Source organism: Dokdonia sp. (genome assembly GCF_039945015.1).
Classification (GTDB): domain Bacteria; phylum Bacteroidota; class Bacteroidia; order Flavobacteriales; family Flavobacteriaceae; genus Dokdonia.
This window is the reverse complement of sequence record NZ_JBDUXP010000028.1, coordinates 45,195-64,690: the sequence shown is the minus strand read 5'-3', so window position 1 is coordinate 64,690 and position 19,496 is coordinate 45,195. Positions and strand designations below refer to the sequence as shown.

Below are 19,496 nucleotides of genomic sequence, written 5' to 3'. Positions count from 1 at the left end.
ATATAAAGGGTTCTCCAAAAAGATTTTTTTAAAATCAGGGGAAAATACGTATTTTTACTACGGTCTTCCTGCATAACTTAGCAGTAAAATTCTTACAGAATAAACTATTTTAAAAAAACTAACTCATGGGAAGAGCCTCAAATACCGAAAGATTAACCTCATCAAGACCTATCGTTATGCCGTCAACAATTACATTTTGTAAATTAAGTATTAGAAAACTGTATGCAAAAAGCAGGCGCTTAGGCATTGCTAGCTGGAATGATTCTTTAGATTATGCCGATTTTATCCACGAATTATGGGAAGCTATTAGTAAACATCGCGAACTTAAAGAAGAAGCTGCTCGTACGCTAGAGATCTTAGGAAAGGGAGATGTTATCCAATTACTAAGTGATACTGTTATGGAGCATCGTGTATTAATCAGTCAATAAAAAAGATACTGAATCTCCTTGCTTTTTTTGAGCAAGGAGATTTATAGCCTTTTCTGATAATTGAAATATACGAGGATAGCCTCCTGTCGTTTGGCAATCTCTCATTAATATAATTATACGACCAGCAGGTGTTAACTGAACAGTACCTGGTAGTACAGCGCCAGTTTGTATAGAAGGTATCGTATGTATTATTATTTCTTCTAATTGTACTGCCATACGATTCCAGAGTTTTGAAATTGTATATGTTGCTTCTTTAAAATGTTCCTGTTGTATAGATTCTAAAAGATGATATTCGGGTCCTTTAAAAACGCTAAGTTCTTGTTTTGTAAAATAGGCCGTTGCTTCTGTAATAGTATCTATTTTAATACGTGCTCCTTTTGTAGAACCATATGTTGATGTTCCTATAGGAAGTGTCATTCCGTTTTTTAAAATATCATCTTGTGTTATTGGAACATACATACTCCTACTATCTAATACAGATTTTGATAGAATACCTCCAGCAACTGATAGATATCCTCGACAACCTTCTATTACCCTTGAGAGTTTAAGTAATTGTCCTTTACGTGCTAGATATACTTTATTATTCTTTAATTTTTGTGTGTCTAGATTTGCATCTGTAATCCCGCCCGTAATCACAAAATGCCTATCACAATTAAAATGTATCGTAGGCCCTACTAATGTATATTCTATAACAGCCGTATCATCTAGATTATTGATAAGTGCATTGGCAAGTTGTAATGCCTTTTTATCCATAGTCCCACTTTCAGGAACTCCTAAATGAGCAAATCCAGAACGACCTTTATCTTGAATCGTTGTATAAAATCCAGCATGTTGTATGGTGATACTATTTTGCATAGATTTCTGATTTTAGCTCAAAGGTTTCAGCCTTGATCATTTCTTGTATCACAGTATGCTCTTGTGAGTCTATGGCATAAAATTTAATAAAATCTCCAGCGATAAAAGGTGAAAACCTTTCTTTAGTCACATCAAAAAAAGAGATTGGACTATGACCTATGGTATACCATCCTCCTGGACTATCCTGTGGATATATTCCTGTTTGTTTTCCACCGATGGCAACACTTCCTTTAATTACTTTTTGTTTAGGAATGGGTTTACGTTCTATATATAATCGTTCGTCTAGCCCTTCCAAGTAAGGAAATCCGGGTAAAAACCCCATAAAATACACTGTGTATAAAGGGGCAGTATGTATTTCTACGATTTCTTTGATCGTACATTTTTTTGTATCAGCTAGAAGTAATATATCTTCTCCAAAAACGGTATCATAACATACAGGTACATGATGTACTTTATGTTCTTGAAATCCTAAAGGAATTGTTGTTTTAATAATTTCGCGAAAGCGGGCTTCTAAAATCAATGGCGTTTCATCGCTTTCTATATTTTTAAGTAATATCTCGCTATAAGTATGAATAATTTCTGCAGTATAGACGATTGCAAGCTGCTTTTTAACTGCGAGTAAAAATTGCAAAAATTCACGAGAAGGTTTGCATTTCCATTGAATGCCCCATGATTTTTCTCCCATCCTGAAAGTCTGAAAATCGAGATCTTGCATTAGCATATTTCTATCTGATGTCTTTTTAATCCTATATGTAACTCTCTAAGAATTTGAAGTGCCGTCGTTGTATCTCCGTGCACACAAAGTGTATCAATTCCAAAAGGAAGCATCTTGTTGTCTATAGTTGTAAGCAATTGTTCTTTAATCATTGGAATTACATGGGTAAGTACTTTTGTTACATCATGAATTACTGCGCCTTTTAATGTTCTATTAACCAACGTATAATCATTATTATAGTTACGATCTGCAAAACCTTCTATACAAAGGTGTAACCTCTCTTTTGCTTCTTCCTGAATCACTGAATGATACGGTACATATAGCACGATATCTTTATTTATTTCTTCAACTACTTGTATGATCAAACGTGCAATATCTACATCTACAGAAGCTAGATTATACAAAGCACCGTGTACTTTTACGTGATGCAATTTTTGGTTTTGCCTTTCGGCGAAATTTTTAACCTTTATAATTTGCTCTTTGATACTCAGTGCTAGTTCTTTTTTTGATATATCTAGAATCTTTCTTCCAAAATTCTCACGATCTGGATATCCTGGATGTGCACCAATTTTTACATTATTTTGAATCGCAAGTGTTATTGTATCTTGGATAATAGTATCGTTTCCTGCATGGCCACCACAAGCTATATTACAAGAACTTAGCAAAGGAAGTAATGATGCTTCATTTCCAATCCCCTCTCCTACATCACTATTAAGATCTATACTATACATATTATATAACACCAAAAACTTTAAGAATCGTACGAAGCCCTAATCCAAAAACAACAAGCCAAATAATAATACCGATTATATTCTGCCAAGTTTTATTAGTATACACTCCTAAAAGTTGTTTTTTATTAGCCATCCAGATTAAATACCCAGCGATAATAGGAAGTAACATCCCATTTGCTACTTGTGCAAATTGTATAATATCTATTGGACTATACCCAAATGAAGAAAAGAAAATACCTAAGATTAAAATCAGTCCCCATACCATTCTAAATCGAGTTGATTTTATATTTTTCTCCCATCCTAGACACCCTTGAACTACATATGCTGCAGCAAGTGGTGCTGTAATAGCCGATGTTAATCCAGCTGCTGCCATGCCTATTCCTACAAAGTAACGAGCATATTCTCCAAACAGTGGTTCTAGGCTTTTTGCAAGGTCTCCTGCATTTTTAATATCACCTCCTTGTATTGCCGCAGCACAAATAATAATTGCCATAGAAACTAGCCCACCTAAAATTACAGCAACAATAGTATCTTTTCTAGCAATAGGCAATGCCTCTGCACCTTTCCACTTTTCTGTAACTAATGAGGCATGTAAAAATAAATTATAAGGTACTACTGTTGTTCCTACAAGTGCTATAATTGTGAGTATACTATCATTAGGGAAAGAAGGAATAAAACTTCCTTTAAGCACACCTATAAAATCTGGTTTTGTAACAATTGCAGTAATAATAAATGCAATACTCATAAACAATACCAAGCCTACCAAAATACGTTCTAACACCTTATAACTTCCTATATAAAGAATGATTGCTGCTAGAATACCAATTCCTATGCTCCAACCATTAAGAGATAGAGAGCCTATTTCAAAAGCTCCAGAAAGTCCCAATGCCTTTATACCTAACACGCCTCCACTTATATTTCCTGCTTCATAAGCCGCATTTCCTATTACGATAGCACTTAGCATCAATAATATTGCTAGTACACGTACAATGGGGTTTTTAAGTTGAGATCGTATCACCTCAGCAAGTCCTTTATTGGTCACTAATCCTATACGAGCGGCCATTTCCTGTAATACAATCGTTGCGATAATAGACAATACCATAGCCCATAATAATGCAAAACCATATGAAGCTCCAGCTATAGTACAAACAGTGACTGTACCTGGTCCAATAAAAGCTGCTGCAATAAGAACGCCTGGTCCTGAAATAGTAAATCTTTTTTTCATTGATTGTATCCTGTGTTATGAATGTCTAAAGTATAAAAAATAACACACCTATTTTTTGATCAAAAAAAGGAATACTCAAAATTAAATTAACACTATTTATTCGGTCATCATTTTTCTTTTGACAAAATCTTTTTTCATTACAGAAATTACTTTCTGAGTTAGAAATTTTATAAGGAATTTTTTAAATCTTTTTATAAGAATACGTTTTGTTCTTTTTATGACACTTCCTTTAATTCGTTTAAAAAATGAGGTTTCCTTTTTCTGAGATTCTTTTTCTAAATACCCTGTTACTTCGTAATCTAGTATTGTTTTAACTCTATTTCTTAATGCATCTTCTATGCTTTCAAAATAACCTTTCCTAATTTGCGGAAAGTCTTCTATTTCATAATAAAAAGGATTTGTCATTTTATCTTTCTTTGCTTGTATAAAATGAATATCTGGAATGATCGGGAAGTACAATCTTTCTACTCCTTTACTATCTTTTGTTTTTCTTATAAAAACTTCTTTAGCCTCCTCTGTTACATTTTTAAATAAAGGATGAGGGTTTTCGGCATCATATTCTAAGGAAAAAAATGCTCTTAAAAAATTTCTAGCATTATCCCTTCCCAGAAAAAAGTCATGCTTTCTAAATTCTATATCTAAAAACCCTCCAAAACCTCCTAAAGCACTACACGCTAATGGTGGATGATCTACCAATTTGCCTGCTCTTTCCCATTTGACAGGAAAAACAAGAAGTCTAAAATAATCTTTATAAAAAGCTCCAGATCTTTTTACTCTCACTTGTTGTTGAAACAGCGAGTATGATTTGGAAAGTACCTGCCATATATTTTTTTGAAAAATAGAAGATTCATCATCATCTTCTATAGATCGAGCTACATCTTGGTTATAAAAATTCGGAAATGGATCTATCATAATCGTTCCAAACATAGGCGCTTTTTTATCATATGCTGGATGCATGCTTTCAAGAACGTTCACCACTTCTGTATAGGGCTCATTATTAATCGTCCCACCATCTACATTTGTAAAATCAAAATCCTCTGTATCCAAATATATCTTTATTGCAGAAGGGTCTTCAATACCTAGACTACGTAAGATCGAATTCTCTATATATTCCTTTGTAAGTTTCCCTTTAAATTGTCTCATCTCTAGACCTATAGGAAAAGCTCCAGTTCCCTTGATACAAAGTTTGAGCAACTCATTTGATTCTTTGTCATAAGGATCAAATTTTAAGTACACATTCTTATCTACTTCTTCATCAAATTTCATTTTAAAATGAGCAATCACCATATGTTCATGCATACGATGTCCGGGAGAAAATGGGAAATTGGCTGACGTAAAATTCTCAAATTTAATTTCAAAGGGAATACCACGTACACTACAAAGTGTAACTAAAACCCGAAGGTCATCAGAAATATATTTTGGTTTCTTTCTTTTTTGATCTGAAGGTGGTACTTGATTAAAGACTCTATCTGCTATATTATCTATTGGTTTTGAATTCAGTAAAGAAAGAATCCCTACATCACTATTTTTAATATCATTGGTGGTGAGCATTTTTTGAAATGTAGCAATCTTATTCTGAATTGCAGGATCTACATCATCATCTAGTAACACCCAACTATCATATAAAATATTTCCTGTCTTTACATCCGAAGGTTTACATACAGGTTCCATTTTTGAAAATGTAGACAATGCAGTAATCATTCCAACCATACCTCCAGCTGAAGCTCCTCCAAAAGCGTCTATACATACATCATGCATCGGAATCGTAGGGTCATATAAAGGGTCATCTTTTTTTAATAAACGATTTCTCTCCTTTTTTTCTTCCCAGAGTTCTAATACTTCAATAAGATAATCCATAAAACCTGCTGTATATGCGCCTGCAGAAACTGCACCTGCCATCGTAATTCCTAAGTGAAATGTTGGAGTCTTCGTTGCCATAATCTTTATTTTAAATATGTATCAGTCAGTTATCTATGATTGCACTGTTGAATTAATAGTAAGAAAAGTACGTATTTTACTGTACATATAACGTACTCTTTAATAGGTATTTCAAGAAAATAAAGTGGTTTTGTATGCTTTCGCGAAAGCGTAAAATCCCATTATACCATATATTAGTGAGGAAGATATAAAATTAATACATAATTAACTGTCTCCTTACCACTTACACGTTTATACAAAACAAAAGAGAGAGAGTGCACCACTACTCTCTCTCTCTCTCAGAAGAAAATTTTGTTTACAAGAGCTTTTTCATTAGTATAACGACACCCTAAATGGTCTTTTATTTTATTGAAAAAGCTTATTTTAATGATTCCTTACACTCATGTAAAGAAACTAAGATTATAGACCTGTAAACTCTAATTATTTTAAAAGTAACCTACTTATATATAAAAATCAATAGCTGTCATGAATATGCTATGTTATTTTTCAAATTTGCAGTAATACTATGTAAAATTGCTATTTCTTATATGTGTTATAAAAGGAAGATTAGACAATAATCATTAAGAAGAAAAATCTAGAAATCTACTTGAAACCCATTGCTCATCTATATTAATTTGTGACCAATTATCTTTTTCTTCATATACAAAGACTTCTTCATTTTTTATAACAGAACCTACTACATGAAATCGTGTAGATGGACCACTTCGTACGTTTAATACATCTGCATTTACTGTTGCCCTTCTTACATCATCTATATAATTACTATATACCCATTCTTCATTATCCTGTGATATTCTGTACCAATTGTTTTTCTCTTCATAAACACGCACTATTGCGCCTAATGTTGTTTGTCCTACTCTATCAAATGAAGAATTGGCACCTCTTCGTATATTTAATACTTCTGCAGTCACAGACCCATATCCTATTATTTTAGAAGGTGTTGGATTTGTTGTAGGTTGTCCAATAGCATTTGCTACAAGTGGCAGGAAGTTTTGTTCACAGGCTGCGACTGTATTTCCTCCAAAAAAATTAGTCCCTGGACAACTTTTAGTCATTCCGGTTCCATTTGTACGAGCACCGGTACTAAGGTCAAACCAATGATGATATACAATTCTATCTGAAGATACTGGAATGTCAAGACGTTTACAAAGAGCAGCTGTTAATCGTATAATACTATCTCGTTGCTTTGCTGTCATCTCGTCTTCTCCTGTGTCAAAAAAGCCTACATTTTCTATACAAATTGCATGTTTATTATTCCCAAATATACACGCTGGAGAGCTTTCTAAACTCCTACCAGTCATAACGACACCATCTGGAAAAATAGTAAAGTGCTGTCCTATATCACTCCAACCATTATTATTTACATGATGATTCTTCATGCTTTTTTGCATATCAAAATGATTATTCCCCTTAAAATGAATATAGCCTGGAGAGAATGTATGATGTTCTTGAATAAACAATACTGTCCTAGCGATATTCTCTTGCTTAATCCACTTTTCAAACTCTGAAATTGTAAATGAAGTAAAACCAAATTTTGTTTCCATTGTACTATGTTTTTAAATTCCCCTAAGCATTAAAAGTACTTTAAAATACTGAAAATCAATAATAGGAAACTTATTTTTTACTGAAACTACTGCAGGAAAATGATGCTGTATACGCTTTCGCGAAAGCGAACTACTTACAACCCCTAATAGCCATCATACGCTTACGTATCTCGACACTGGGTTCTAGAATAGAAATTAAGCTTAGGGGTTATACTACGCTTCTGAAATCTTATTATTAAATGTAATTTGAAAACTGGATCCTTTATTTACTTCACTACGTACTACAATATCGTCTCCCATAGTAACCAGTTGATTTTTTGTAATGAAAAGCCCAATCCCTTTTGCATCTTCATTACCATGAAATGTCTTATACATTCCAAATAACTTATCTCCGTATGTATTAAGGTCTATACCTAATCCATTATCAGAAATCTTTACGATCAGTTGATTCTTTAAAGAAATGGTATCTATAGATATTACAGGGTTACGATCAGGATGTTTATATTTTATAGCATTTGAGATAAGGTTAAAAATGATACTTTCTATATATGCAGGAATATAATAGATCTGAAGATTTTCAGGAATATTGTTATGAATAATAACGTTATTCTTTTCAATCTCTCTTGCCAAAATAATTTCTATTTTATCGATCAATCCGTACAGATAAATAGCTTCTCTCTTTTGAGAAACTTTTGTTTGTATCGATACTATTTTATTGAGATGGTCTATGGTTTCTGAGAGTCCTGAAGATACTTGTTCTAAATACTGAACATATTCTAGTTTCTCATCGATCGTATCACTTTGATTCATCATTCCTAATAGTGATTCAAAATTACCAGAATAGGACCGTAAATTATGAGATACGATATGAGCAAAGTTTAAGAGTCTTTCATTTTGAGCTTCTACAATATCAATCGTGGTAAGAAATTCTTGCTCTCTATGCTTTTGAAACGTAATATCAGAATGCGTTCCTATAACTCGTATAGCTTCTCCTTGTTCATTTCTTTCGATGACTTTTCCTCGATCCAATACCCATTTATAGCTATTATCTTTACACCGTATTCTATGTTCGTTTGAGTAATAGGGAGAGATTCCGTTTAAATGTCTTTTAATATCTGCATAATAGGCTTCCTGATCATTTTTATGTACTCTATCATTCCAGAAGCTAGCAGTTTGATCAAACTCACTAGATGTAAAACCGAGCATGCGTATAGATTCATCAGAATAATAGGCAGTATCTGTTTTTACATTCCAGTCCCAAACACCATCTTGAGAACCTTCTAATGCAAATTGTAACCGTTGTTTGCTATCTAGTAATTCTTTTTCAACTTTTTTTTGTTTGGTAATATCATAGATATATCCATTCCAAAGATAGCATCCACTATCATCTTTCTTTATGCTTCCATTTGCGCGTAACCATCGCATTCCTTTTTCAGGAAGTAGTACTCTATAATCGCAATTCCAATTTGAATGTGTTCGTATAGATTCTTGAATTACTTGATATACTCCATGTATATCTTTACGATGAATTCTATCAAAGGCAGGCGTGGCATCATTCTTTATTTGTTCATGGGTACACTCATATATATTCCATACCCCATGACTACAAAAAGGGAAACTATAGCTATTTGAATCTGGGCAATACCTAAGCTGATAAATCAATCCATCAGTTTGTTCAAATAGTTCTAATAAGACTTCATTTTCTTTAATCAATACTTCATTATCTCTTAACGCCGCCATACTATTAGGTTATTAATTTGACCAAAATTATTAGAATACAATTTATACAGTATTAGAGTAAGTGTTTCATTAAAAACTTAGATTAAATGATTGATTTAATCGATGTAATACACATTTGCATGCATTTTAAGATATTCTATGATCGTTATATTTTTAAGATAAATCTTAGAGAATTGGGTGAAAATCATATCATCCCAACCACCCATCTCTATCCACACTTCGATACTATTTTGTTCCTAACGTCACAAAATCACTCAGTGCTCCAGTTATAGTTAACCGAGCCATCCATCTCTATCCAGACTACGATACTGTATCGCTTCGCTGATGTGTATTCCCGTAACAACATCACTTCCTGCTAGGTCTGCAATGGTTCGGGATACTTTAAGGATACGATCATAGGCACGTGCAGAGAGATTCAACCGTTCCATGGCGGTTTTTAGTAGGTTTTTTGAAGCCACATCGAGTGCACAGTACTTTCGGATTTGCTTGACATTCATCTGAGCGTTATAGTTGGTAGATTCGCTTTCGCGAAAGCGGACAACTTGCAATTCTCTTGCTGCTGTCACACGCTTACGGATCTCGACACTGGATTCGGCTTTTTGCTCGCTACTCAGTTTCTCAAAAGGAACTGGAGTTACTTCAATATGAATATCGATACGGTCTAATAGAGGGCCACTCACCTTCCCTAGATACCGTTGCATCTCTGCAGGACTACTGGTAACGGGAGCATCTGGATCATTAAAATAGCCACCTGGACTCGGATTCATACTCGCTACGAGCATAAAACTACTGGGATAGGTCACCGTAAAACGTGCTCTAGAAATCGTGACTTCACGATCTTCTAAGGGTTGTCGCATCACTTCTAAGACTTCTCTTTTAAACTCTGGTAATTCATCCAGAAACAACACGCCATTATGAGAAAGGGAAATCTCACCAGGTTGTGGATAGCTTCCTCCTCCTACGAGGGCGACATTTGAAATGGTGTGATGTGGTGATCTAAATGGGCGCTCATTCATTAACCCTTGGTTATTCTTAACTCTCCCTGCAACACTATGTATTTTTGTGGTTTCAAGGGCCTCTCGTAAAGACATAGGCGGCAAAATACTAGGTAGTCGTTTACTAATCATGGTTTTTCCAGAACCTGGAGGGCCTATCAAAATAATATTATGTCCGCCAGCTGCAGCAATCTCCATACAGCGCTTTATAGATTCTTGTCCTTTTACGTCGGCAAAATCAAATTCTGGATGTTCTAGACTTTTATAAAACTCTGCGCGAGTATCTATAATTGTTTGTTCTAAAGGAGTTCCTTTATCAAAAAAAGCAATGACTTCGCTTATATTTTCTACCCCATAAACAGGGAGTCCATCTACGATAGCAGCTTCTTTTGCATTTTGTTTAGGTACAATAAACCCTTTAAAACCTTCTTCTCTTGCTTTGATAGCAATGGGTAATGCTCCTTTTATAGGTTGTAATCCTCCATCGAGAGAGAGTTCTCCCATAATAACATAGTCACCTATAGTATCTCCTTTTATCTGTCCTGTGGCAGCTAGGAGTCCTGTAGCAAGCGTAAGATCATAAGCAGAACCTTCCTTACGCATATCGGCAGGAGACATATTAATAATAATCTTTTTACCCGGAATTTTATAGCCATTATTCTGAAGTGCAGCTGCGATTCTATAATTACTTTCCTTAATCGCATTATCAGGAAGACCTACCAGATGGTAGCCTATTCCTTTATCTACATTTACTTCTACAGTGATGGTTGTGGCATCTACCCCAAAAACGGCGCTCCCAAAAACTTTGGTTAACATATACTTCTAGTTTGAAGAAAGAAAGAAGTTTGCGCACGTTATCTTTACTTTACAAGTGAGGGATAAATATATAGATTTTTGATAGGTATTACCTCAGTAGGGTAACGTAATTTTAGAAATTATAGCCTTCTAACAATAGTTATTGATTATAAAAACATAAAAAGCTACACGTATCACACGTATAGCTTTTATATGTAAATTAATGTCCTCACTCTATACGGCACTTGTTACAGATGAGCGTTAGTGAGGGATCTAGGTATAAAGTTAATCAAGTGTAGGAGTCCACGAACTGTCATAAGTTATACTATTTATGTAAGAAGCCTTTAATTTGTTTAAATAAGCAATGATCTTATCTCGTTCTCGATATCCTTGTTTAAGCGCATCGTTGAAATGGACATCTCTCACCATAAGGACAATGTACCAATTTTCAATACTGTCAATTTGATTTTCGCTATCGTCTCCTAAAATTGAGGGAATAAGATTTAATATTTTGGTTTTTTTTTCTGTCTCAAAAAAAGACAGATAGTAGGTCCTATGGTCAATAGTAATAGCAATATTGTGTGCAACATCTACAGCATCTTGTTGATGATTGGCATTGAAGAAATGATAAAATGAATTTGCTCCATGAGGATCTTTAAAAATATAAGAGTATTGCTTGGGGAGTTTTCGTTTAAAATTTTTACCTTTTTTAATCTTGTAATCTTTAATTTGAGGTGCTATTTGAATAGGGACACAGGAATAAGTCAATAAACAGATAAGTATGAACGTAATAAATCTCATGGCTTAGTTTAGATAAAAAGCAACAATTAATATGCCAATATGATTGAATAAAAGGATTTTATCTCATTAATAAATATATTTCAAATTCTTATTCCGCCTCCCCGCTAGCACTCATCAGTAACGAGTGCTCATAAACATTTTCTGAATTTTATTCCTGTGACCTCATAAATGTACCTTTTTAAACTATTTATTTTTTACGCTTTCGCGAAAAGTCATACAACTACTTCTTAAAAACACAAAAAGCTATATCCAGACAGATACAGCTTTATTGTTCTTTTGCTCTTACTCTTGACGGTATCCATCACAGATGAACACTAACGACAAACTAGAAGCAATCAACAGAATTCAAATTGCTGATGATGTAAATCCGCCATTGTAGATTTTACCTAAAAAGGAAAATCAAATGTGCTTATTGGTTTTCAAAAATATCATATGTGCGGAGGTAAAGATAATTTTGGTCTGTAGAACTTGGTGATTGGATTCCTAAAGTAAGGTTCTGGATAAAAGATAAAATCAGAATCGCAAATGAAGCAAATTCCCTTTAACGGTAAATGTCCTAGGTGGTCCATCAAGACTTTTAGTTCATTCGATCAAAGACTAACCTAAATCGTGATACTTTTAGGCAATCTTTGATCCAGATTGCATGTTTGATGCAAATTACACTAACGCTAAGTTTTTTTTCAGACATGCGATCTGATTGAGGACGTTTCCTCAAACTCCTCTCCCATCAAACGACTATTGCACAGACCTTACTAACACCGAGCTCTACAACCTCGAGTTGCCATAGCTTCTGCTTGTATATCATTCTGAGCAGACACAACAAGAGTACTACCATTACAATTACACGTAAATGTATACAGGAATGATGTTGGATCAGTAGGATCATCCTCTATCGTAACAAAAGTAATACGAGTAGGAGTAATGAACCAATCTCTAACCCATTGTGCTCTACTTGTAGTTCCTGCAACTACATCAATAGCTACTGCAAAAGGAAGCATAATCGAACCAATGACCCAAGTAACAAATACACAAATTGTATTAATAATAGGAACAATAATATTTCGAGCAACCCATTCAACTATTTGAATAACAACTGTTATAAACCAACAAAATAATCGTTGCCACCATCTTCTTCTTTGCCTACAAGTTCTACGACGTCGATTTACATTTCTTCTTATAGGGTCGAGTACTTGTCTTGTTATCCACGTTCTTGTTGTTCTACATATTAAAGCCATAATGATTTTGTTTCTGGCAAATGTATAGTACTAAATATCTCTACAACAGGGTTAATAAACCTGTTTCTACAAGGTTTAAAACCCCATAAAAAAGAGAACGCTAGTGTTCTCTTTTTCTATATACTGATCTTCCTTTTTGTTGTTTGCTAAGTATTTTTAATGCCAGTTCTCTCTCACTCACTTTATCTTTTATTTGCAAATGATTCATATCAATTCCTAAACTATTCTCGAGTCTATATAGTCTCTTGTCAAAATACATTCCTGTACATTTTCCACCTCGCTCGTAGATTTGGATATCCTCGCAAGTATTTGTTTGCAACGAGTGCCCACAAGCATTTTCAAAATTTATTCCTGTGGCATTATAAATATACTTCTTTCTTTATCTCTTTTTATGCTCCTGTCTGCCGACTGGCAAGTTCGCAAAAAGTCATACAGCTATTTGCATACTTATTAATTGATTTAATCACTCTCAAAGTCACCAGTTACAAACTGGCGGGAGCGTGGGGAAAACAATTGTAGTGAACAATATGCTGGTCTGCAAAATGGTATATATATGATAAATTCAGAAACAGGGTAAATTCTTGATAATTTAGAGAATTGTGTTAGACAATGTCCAACAGATCAATAATTTTTGAATTAGCAGAATTTGCAAATAGTTCGAAAATGAAAACAGATTCTATATTTATGAAATTTTATAGAACGTATTTGAATTTACTATTGTTTGATTAATAATAAACCTCTAATTATGAACTATATTAATCTTTAAACTAATTAGTTATGTTAAAAAATATTTCAGACTTAGGTAATGTTATAAGCAAGGAGGAACAAAAGTTCATTCAAGGAGGACACGATACTTATACTATTACATGTACCTTTTCAGCTACAGAAGGAGATTATTGGGTAGCCACTGCTACGAATGCAGCATATGCTGGATATTATACTCACCAATGTCATCAACAAGGAGGGACTCCCTCTAATGGGCATGTGTTTATAGGGGATAGATAACCTCTAGAAGTAAACCTGAGCTCGATTAAAAAGTGATAAGTTGATTTGAATTAATTGTTTGATATTTAATAGATGTTTTTTTAAGTAAAAAGCTATAACGTATAGTCATACTTTTTAATTTTCATTAATTGATTTAATCACTCTCAAGACCACCAGTTACAAACTGACGAGAGCGAGGAGAGTGTTTTTTATAACAAAGAAAAACAGCAATTTTTTTTATCAGAATTGCTGTTTTTTAATTATTTAGATATCAAATTTAAGCTATGTCTTAATTTGATCCATTATCGATTGAAGGTTTTTCAAAATATCAAAAAATTTTATTTCTAATTGATCATATAATTTTTCTATATTTTTCACTAAATCAAGTATATCTTCATATTCATTTTCAATAAAATCAAAATAATCATGATTAGACATATTATATTTATGAAAATAATTAGTGATTGTTCCATCAAAAACCCAGTTATTATCTTCTTTATATATATCAATACTAAAACCAACAGCTTCAGTAGTATTAATACTTTGCTTCAAATCAAATGATAATTGACAAGAGATTTCTGGCTCTAATTTAGACTCATTTCGAAAATTAATATAAGTTTTTGATAAGATTGAATTTCTTTTAATTAGCGAATTCCTTATCAAAGCTTCTTTAAGCTTATCAATATTAGTATTAATCTTAGCAATTTTAATTATAAAATCTTCAATAGCTATTCCGTTAATATTTGACATAAAAAATAATTATTGTTTTTTGGAAAACTCTTTTATACACTAGTGCTATCTCTATGATACTTTTGAAATAAACTGCCCCTTATAAAGGAGAGTAGTTCTAGGTGAGATAAATATAAAATTATAATATCGATTTTATTCTAATTACTATAATTCTGTTCTTTTTAAAATTAAAGAATGAAGAGAGTCTCCCTCCATTCCCGTTAATTTGTAACTGGTGGAGGCATAAGTAAGAAATTTATAGTATAAGCTACCCTATAAACCCTATAGCATCAATCTCTAATATCGTATAAACTTCTGCAAAGTTTCTAGTACTTGAATATTTCCGTTCTTTTGATCACTCTCAAAGCCACCAGTTACAAACTGGCGGGAGTGGGGTTTTATTAATTAATCTCAATACATTTTATACCTCTCCAAGTACCTGGAAAAGGAATTACTGAGGTAATATATGTCGCATATACTTTGTTGTCTTTCATTGTTAATCCCCAAGTAGCTAGATTATTACTTCTAGTTCCATAAGAAGAAATAAATTGGCAATCATTAGGATTACTTACATCTATAAGTGTAATTTCACTTCCTCCAGTTGATAGTATTACTCTGTTATTGAGTGCATCGTATACAAGTTGATTAGCATGTCCAGCACTGTTGAGCCAAATATTTTGCGGAGTATCACATTCCCAAGGATTACACCATGAAGCCAAAGTAATGTTATTTATGTCGGAAATATCTAATATTTCCATTCCACAATAATCGGTTGCTGTATATGCATAATCCCCATTTAAGATTATATTATTATACGCATGCTGCTTATCAAAACTTTCATTGATGTATCTACTTTTTTCTTCAAGATTAGACTTATCTGTAACGTCAATAACTCTAATTCCTCCCGCATCATAGGAAACAAATAAATCATTTCCTCTAATAGTCATTCCTCTAGCATTTGGTTCTTGAATTGAATTAGGGTTGGGTACGGGGAAGTCAATATCTGGTATAAATTGATCAGTTTGTACGATGTTACTTTTGTTAGAAATATCGAACACATAAATACCTTTGCTCATTGCTCCTAAATAGGCATAATTATCTTTCACGATTACGATAGCACTTCCTTCTTCAATAACACTTGTTTCCCAAAAGTCTGTTGTTGTTGGATTATTGGGATCACTAACGTCTATTATTGCTATGCCTGCTTTGGCATTTCCACCAAAAAAATCTCCAAGTGCTACATATAGATAATCACCTTGTTGAGTTAAGTGCATAGCGTGATGATTTCCAAAATTATCTATAGAAACATCTGAAATAAGCTCAGCAGGGCTTTGACTATCATCAAATATTTGGACTCCGCCTGATTTTGAAGCAACATAAAAATAGTTGCGTCCTTGCTCGTCTAATACGATTCCTTGTGGTAAAAATGAGGGAACTGGTATTTCCCAAAGTAAATTAAATTGTGCAGTTGACGCATTAGGTGAAATAGAATCATTAGGGTCATTAGTAGTACAAGCATTGGTTACGAATAATAATGAGAATAAAATAAAGAGATATTTCATTGTTTTTTCGATGGTTTTGTTCGTTATATACAAAAACGGAGTGTTTTACAAAATATTATCCTTTACCTCTTGTGCTCCCGATAGTGTTCGTTTGCAATGAGTGCATTTAAAGAAGCTAGCAAAGGGTTTTCATGACTTAATTAGCATCATAAACATACTCCGTTCTTTATCTATTTTTACGCTCCTGTCTGCCGACAGGCAGGTTCGCGAAAAGCTACTCATCATCTTCCCCATCTTTTAAATGTATTCTTAGTACCCACATCCTTAAAACACAAAAAACTATACGTACTTTTTATGTATAGCTTTTGTGTCTAAATTTATTTTGATCGCTTACTCCATACGGCACCCGTCACAGACGAGCGTTAGCGGGGATAATAGTCTAAGATGATTTTATTGCTATTAATTCAAAAAAAAACACATATTGATATTTAACATCTTATTATCAAAGAACTAATTGTTTTATTACGAATCTTCAATTTTTAACTATTATCCTTTTTTTAAAATCTATTAATTAGAAAAACAGTAATTAGCTTTCCAGTTAACTACTGTTTTCAGTTATTTAATTTATCATTTTTAGTAATACCTATTTATTATCAAAGGGTATTATATTTTGATATATCATTCATTTTCGTTTTCATTTAAAAATTTCACTGTATTCCATATTGCACACATTGTCTTACCATTTATTACCCAAACAGAGTCTTGTTTACCTATGTTAATAAATTCAAACTCACCTCCTTTACCAATATTCATTGCATTTTTCTGTAAGACTAGTACAAAATCTTTATTGAGAATTCTTTTTTCATTACCATCTTTCATTCTATAATAGGTGTATTCACTTCCCAAAATAGTATAAGTGCCATTTTCATTTTGTATTCCAAAATATACATCTTTACCATTACTTTTTAAATCTGTAACGATCTGTGAATTTGCATCGCAATAAAACTCATCTGCTAATTCAGCAAGTCTATTACGTTTTATTCTCTTCTTTAATGCTTCTAATTTCATTCTAAATTTTTTAGTAATTCCCCCGCTAGCGCTCGTCTGTAACGAGTGCCCATAAACACTTTAATCCAGAAAACCTATGATATCAATCTCAAAAGGACTATCAGGATTCTCAGAAATGTTTTTAGCACTAGAATATTTCCAGTCTTCTGGTTTAGTAACAAATCCAGAAACGACAGGATTATTATGAATATAGTCTAGTTTTTGTTTAATCACTTTTGGACTCCATAACTCTATAGGTTTATTATGATGTTGCCAAAATTGATGTTTTGATATATTTCCTTTCTTTTTAGCAGCTTGCTCCATCATCCATAACATCCATTCTTTTCTGCTTTCTTGAGGATTGTATTGTATTTCTTTAATGATTGCCTTTGCAGTATGTTTTTTAAAATCTCTTAATAATTCGTATGGAGTTTCATTATTTGATCTGAAAATAAGATGAATGTGACTAGGCATAAAGCAATATGCAAACAATTCCATTCCTTTTTCTTTGTGACAGAAGTCTACACTATCTGCGAGTAGTTTAAAATAACATTCACGAGTAAAAATATCCATCCAGTATACGGTAGCAAAACTTACAAAATAAGCTGCTGTAGGATTATGGAATTTGTATTTTCTACTCATACCTCTAAAATATAAAAGCCATAATATATATCATAGCTTTTATATTTAAATAATGCTCTCACTCTATACGGCATCCGTCACAAACGAGTGCTAGCGGGGTCATACAACTACTTCTTAAAAAAACAAAAAGCCATACGTATGTTACATATAGCTATTTGTATCTAAATTCTATTTTACTGCTTACTCCATACGGCACCCGTCACAGACGAGCGCTAGCGGGGGGGTCATAAATATACTTCTTTCTTTATCTTTTTTTACGCTCCTGTCTGCCGACAGGCAGGTTCGCGAAAAGCTACTCATCATCTTTTTCATTTTTTAAATGTATTCTTAATACCCATATCCTAAAACATAAAAAGCTACACGTATTACACGTATAGCTTTTACATATTTATTTAGTTGATTTGATCACTCTTAACGCCACCAGTTACAAACTGGCGGGAGCGGGGAGTGTCATAATTTCTAACGAGCCTACTATTCTTTCTTGTAAACTATAGTTTCATAATTTAAAAAGGTCGAGTTTATAATATTATTAGGAAAGCTGTTGATTATAGAATTGAACTCTTTAGCATTCTTATTAAAGACTCCCATATTCATTCTTTTTGTATTTCCTTCTGTTCTAGCTATATCTTCTTCTAATAATTTAATTTTGTTATAATTATCTTTCAATTCATTAGATAAACTATATGTTTTAAATGAAAAAAATACAATTATTATCAAAATAACTAAGCTTATAATTTTTTTATTCATCGTTATTTTTTTTTATATATTCTTGAAAAGCTTTATTTCTAACAAGAGCCCTCATTTGCCCATTAAGTTTATCCATATCATTAGCATAATTTAATAGAGAATTAAAAAGCTCTTCGTTACTAACATGGCTATTTTTAAGCTCAGAAATAAAGGCTGTTGTTATATTTAGTACAGCTCCACTCGTTGTAAAATTAGATAATGCTTCTGACATTCCTTCAGAGACATCTAAATCGTCTTGATAAATAGCTCTTGAGTCTTCTAAAAATGACTTCATGTAATCTATTTTTTCTTCAGTATCAAATTCGGAAATAGGAATTAGATCGACTTCTGGTTCTTCTCCTTCTTTTTCAACTTCTGTTCCGTTAAGAATATTATCTCTTTGATTTTCTAATATCTGTAATTCATTGTCAATTTCACTTATTCTTTCTTTCATTTTTTTAGAAATCCGCCCATTAATCATATTTAGAGTACCTGCGGTTCTTGAAACTGCTTGACCTACAACAGGAGTAAATACTACAAAGGCTTGTGCTAGTTGGATGTCAGTTATAATATCATGAAACTCTCCTTGTCTTTGTATTTCTTTTAATTTTTTTAATAGCCTTTCATTTTTAGGGCAATCACCACTAGGACAAGGCATCATTCCGTCTGGATCAATAAAGAATACTGGATTATCAAACGCAAAATTATATGGAGAAAAACTTATCCGTTATAGTCTATCTGCTCGTGGATATGATAAAGATCAGAACTGGGTTGGATTTAACAAAGCCAAAGAGATTTGGTTGGAATAATTGAATATATAAAACGCCCATCTTATATGATGAGCGTTTTTAATACATCTTATCT

At 33.0% G+C, this 19,496-nt stretch carries 18 protein-coding genes; 2 read left to right on the top strand and 16 right to left on the bottom strand.

Annotated features, from left to right (window positions below; translation table 11 throughout):
* Window positions 1-125 precede the first annotated feature (125 nt).
* Entirely contained in the window at window positions 126-428 is a 303-nt protein-coding gene (locus tag ABJD27_RS19570; protein WP_348161842.1) for a hypothetical protein, read from the top strand.
* On the opposite strand, the gene ABJD27_RS19565 is transcribed toward ABJD27_RS19570, so the two are convergent.
* The 10 genes from ABJD27_RS19565 to ABJD27_RS19520 all read right to left on the bottom strand — a co-directional run bounded on the left by ABJD27_RS19565 (window position 414) and on the right by ABJD27_RS19520 (window position 13,002).
* Window positions 414-1,283: a biotin-dependent carboxyltransferase family protein gene (locus ABJD27_RS19565; protein WP_348161844.1), complete on the bottom strand. Its 870-nt coding sequence runs from the start codon at window positions 1,281-1,283 to the stop codon at window positions 414-416. The genes ABJD27_RS19570 and ABJD27_RS19565 overlap by 15 nt on opposite strands.
* On the bottom strand, window positions 1,273-1,998 hold the full coding sequence (locus ABJD27_RS19560) for a carboxyltransferase domain-containing protein (RefSeq protein WP_348161846.1): 726 nt from the start codon (window positions 1,996-1,998) through the stop codon (window positions 1,273-1,275). The genes ABJD27_RS19565 and ABJD27_RS19560 overlap by 11 nt, the downstream gene beginning before the upstream one ends.
* Window positions 1,998-2,729: a 5-oxoprolinase subunit PxpA gene (pxpA, locus tag ABJD27_RS19555; RefSeq protein ID WP_348161848.1), complete on the bottom strand. Its 732-nt coding sequence runs from the start codon at window positions 2,727-2,729 to the stop codon at window positions 1,998-2,000. Before pxpA ends, ABJD27_RS19560 begins: the two co-directional genes overlap by 1 nt.
* A 1-nt stretch (window position 2,730) precedes the next feature.
* Window positions 2,731-3,954, bottom strand: coding sequence for an Nramp family divalent metal transporter (locus ABJD27_RS19550; protein ID WP_348161850.1), 1,224 nt, complete (start codon window positions 3,952-3,954; stop codon window positions 2,731-2,733).
* A gap of 96 nt (window positions 3,955-4,050) precedes the next feature.
* Window positions 4,051-5,892, bottom strand: coding sequence for a hypothetical protein (locus ABJD27_RS19545; RefSeq protein WP_348161852.1), 1,842 nt, complete (start codon window positions 5,890-5,892; stop codon window positions 4,051-4,053).
* 560 nt (window positions 5,893-6,452) lie between these two features.
* Window positions 6,453-7,436: an SH3 domain-containing protein gene (locus ABJD27_RS19540; protein WP_348161854.1), complete on the bottom strand. Its 984-nt coding sequence runs from the start codon at window positions 7,434-7,436 to the stop codon at window positions 6,453-6,455.
* Window positions 7,437-7,649: 213 nt separating this feature from the next.
* Window positions 7,650-9,176 (bottom strand): PAS domain-containing protein, encoded by a 1,527-nt coding sequence (locus ABJD27_RS19535; RefSeq protein WP_348161856.1) that lies wholly within the window; start codon window positions 9,174-9,176, stop codon window positions 7,650-7,652.
* Between the two features lie 272 nt (window positions 9,177-9,448).
* A complete protein-coding gene (locus tag ABJD27_RS19530) occupies window positions 9,449-10,987 on the bottom strand; it encodes a YifB family Mg chelatase-like AAA ATPase (RefSeq protein WP_348161857.1) in 1,539 nt (512 codons plus the stop codon).
* A gap of 264 nt (window positions 10,988-11,251) precedes the next feature.
* Complete coding sequence (locus ABJD27_RS19525; RefSeq protein ID WP_348161859.1) at window positions 11,252-11,767, bottom strand: hypothetical protein; 516 nt, start codon at window positions 11,765-11,767, stop codon at window positions 11,252-11,254.
* Window positions 11,768-12,519: 752 nt separating this feature from the next.
* Window positions 12,520-13,002 (bottom strand): hypothetical protein, encoded by a 483-nt coding sequence (locus tag ABJD27_RS19520; RefSeq protein ID WP_348161861.1) that lies wholly within the window; start codon window positions 13,000-13,002, stop codon window positions 12,520-12,522.
* Window positions 13,003-13,779: 777 nt separating this feature from the next.
* On the opposite strand from ABJD27_RS19520, the gene ABJD27_RS19515 reads away from it, so the two are divergent.
* On the top strand, window positions 13,780-14,007 hold the full coding sequence (locus ABJD27_RS19515; protein ID WP_348161863.1) for a hypothetical protein: 228 nt from the start codon (window positions 13,780-13,782) through the stop codon (window positions 14,005-14,007).
* 261 nt (window positions 14,008-14,268) lie between these two features.
* Here ABJD27_RS19515 and ABJD27_RS19510 read toward each other — a convergent pair whose 3' ends face one another.
* The 6 genes from ABJD27_RS19510 to ABJD27_RS19485 all read right to left on the bottom strand — a co-directional run bounded on the left by ABJD27_RS19510 (window position 14,269) and on the right by ABJD27_RS19485 (window position 19,293).
* Window positions 14,269-14,736, bottom strand: coding sequence for a hypothetical protein (locus ABJD27_RS19510; protein WP_348161865.1), 468 nt, complete (start codon window positions 14,734-14,736; stop codon window positions 14,269-14,271).
* Window positions 14,737-15,116: 380 nt separating this feature from the next.
* Entirely contained in the window at window positions 15,117-16,277 is a 1,161-nt protein-coding gene (locus ABJD27_RS19505) for a hypothetical protein (protein WP_348161867.1), read from the bottom strand.
* 618 nt (window positions 16,278-16,895) lie between these two features.
* Window positions 16,896-17,285 (bottom strand): hypothetical protein, encoded by a 390-nt coding sequence (locus ABJD27_RS19500; RefSeq protein WP_348161869.1) that lies wholly within the window; start codon window positions 17,283-17,285, stop codon window positions 16,896-16,898.
* Window positions 17,286-17,345: 60 nt separating this feature from the next.
* Window positions 17,346-17,906 carry a transposase gene (locus tag ABJD27_RS19495; protein ID WP_348161871.1) on the bottom strand — a complete coding sequence of 187 codons (561 nt, stop codon included), beginning with the start codon at window positions 17,904-17,906 and terminating at the stop codon, window positions 17,346-17,348.
* A gap of 471 nt (window positions 17,907-18,377) precedes the next feature.
* Window positions 18,378-18,653 (bottom strand): hypothetical protein, encoded by a 276-nt coding sequence (locus ABJD27_RS19490; RefSeq protein ID WP_348161873.1) that lies wholly within the window; start codon window positions 18,651-18,653, stop codon window positions 18,378-18,380.
* Window positions 18,646-19,293 carry a hypothetical protein gene (locus ABJD27_RS19485; RefSeq protein ID WP_348161875.1) on the bottom strand — a complete coding sequence of 216 codons (648 nt, stop codon included), beginning with the start codon at window positions 19,291-19,293 and terminating at the stop codon, window positions 18,646-18,648. The genes ABJD27_RS19490 and ABJD27_RS19485 overlap by 8 nt, the downstream gene beginning before the upstream one ends.
* Window positions 19,294-19,496 lie beyond the last annotated feature (203 nt).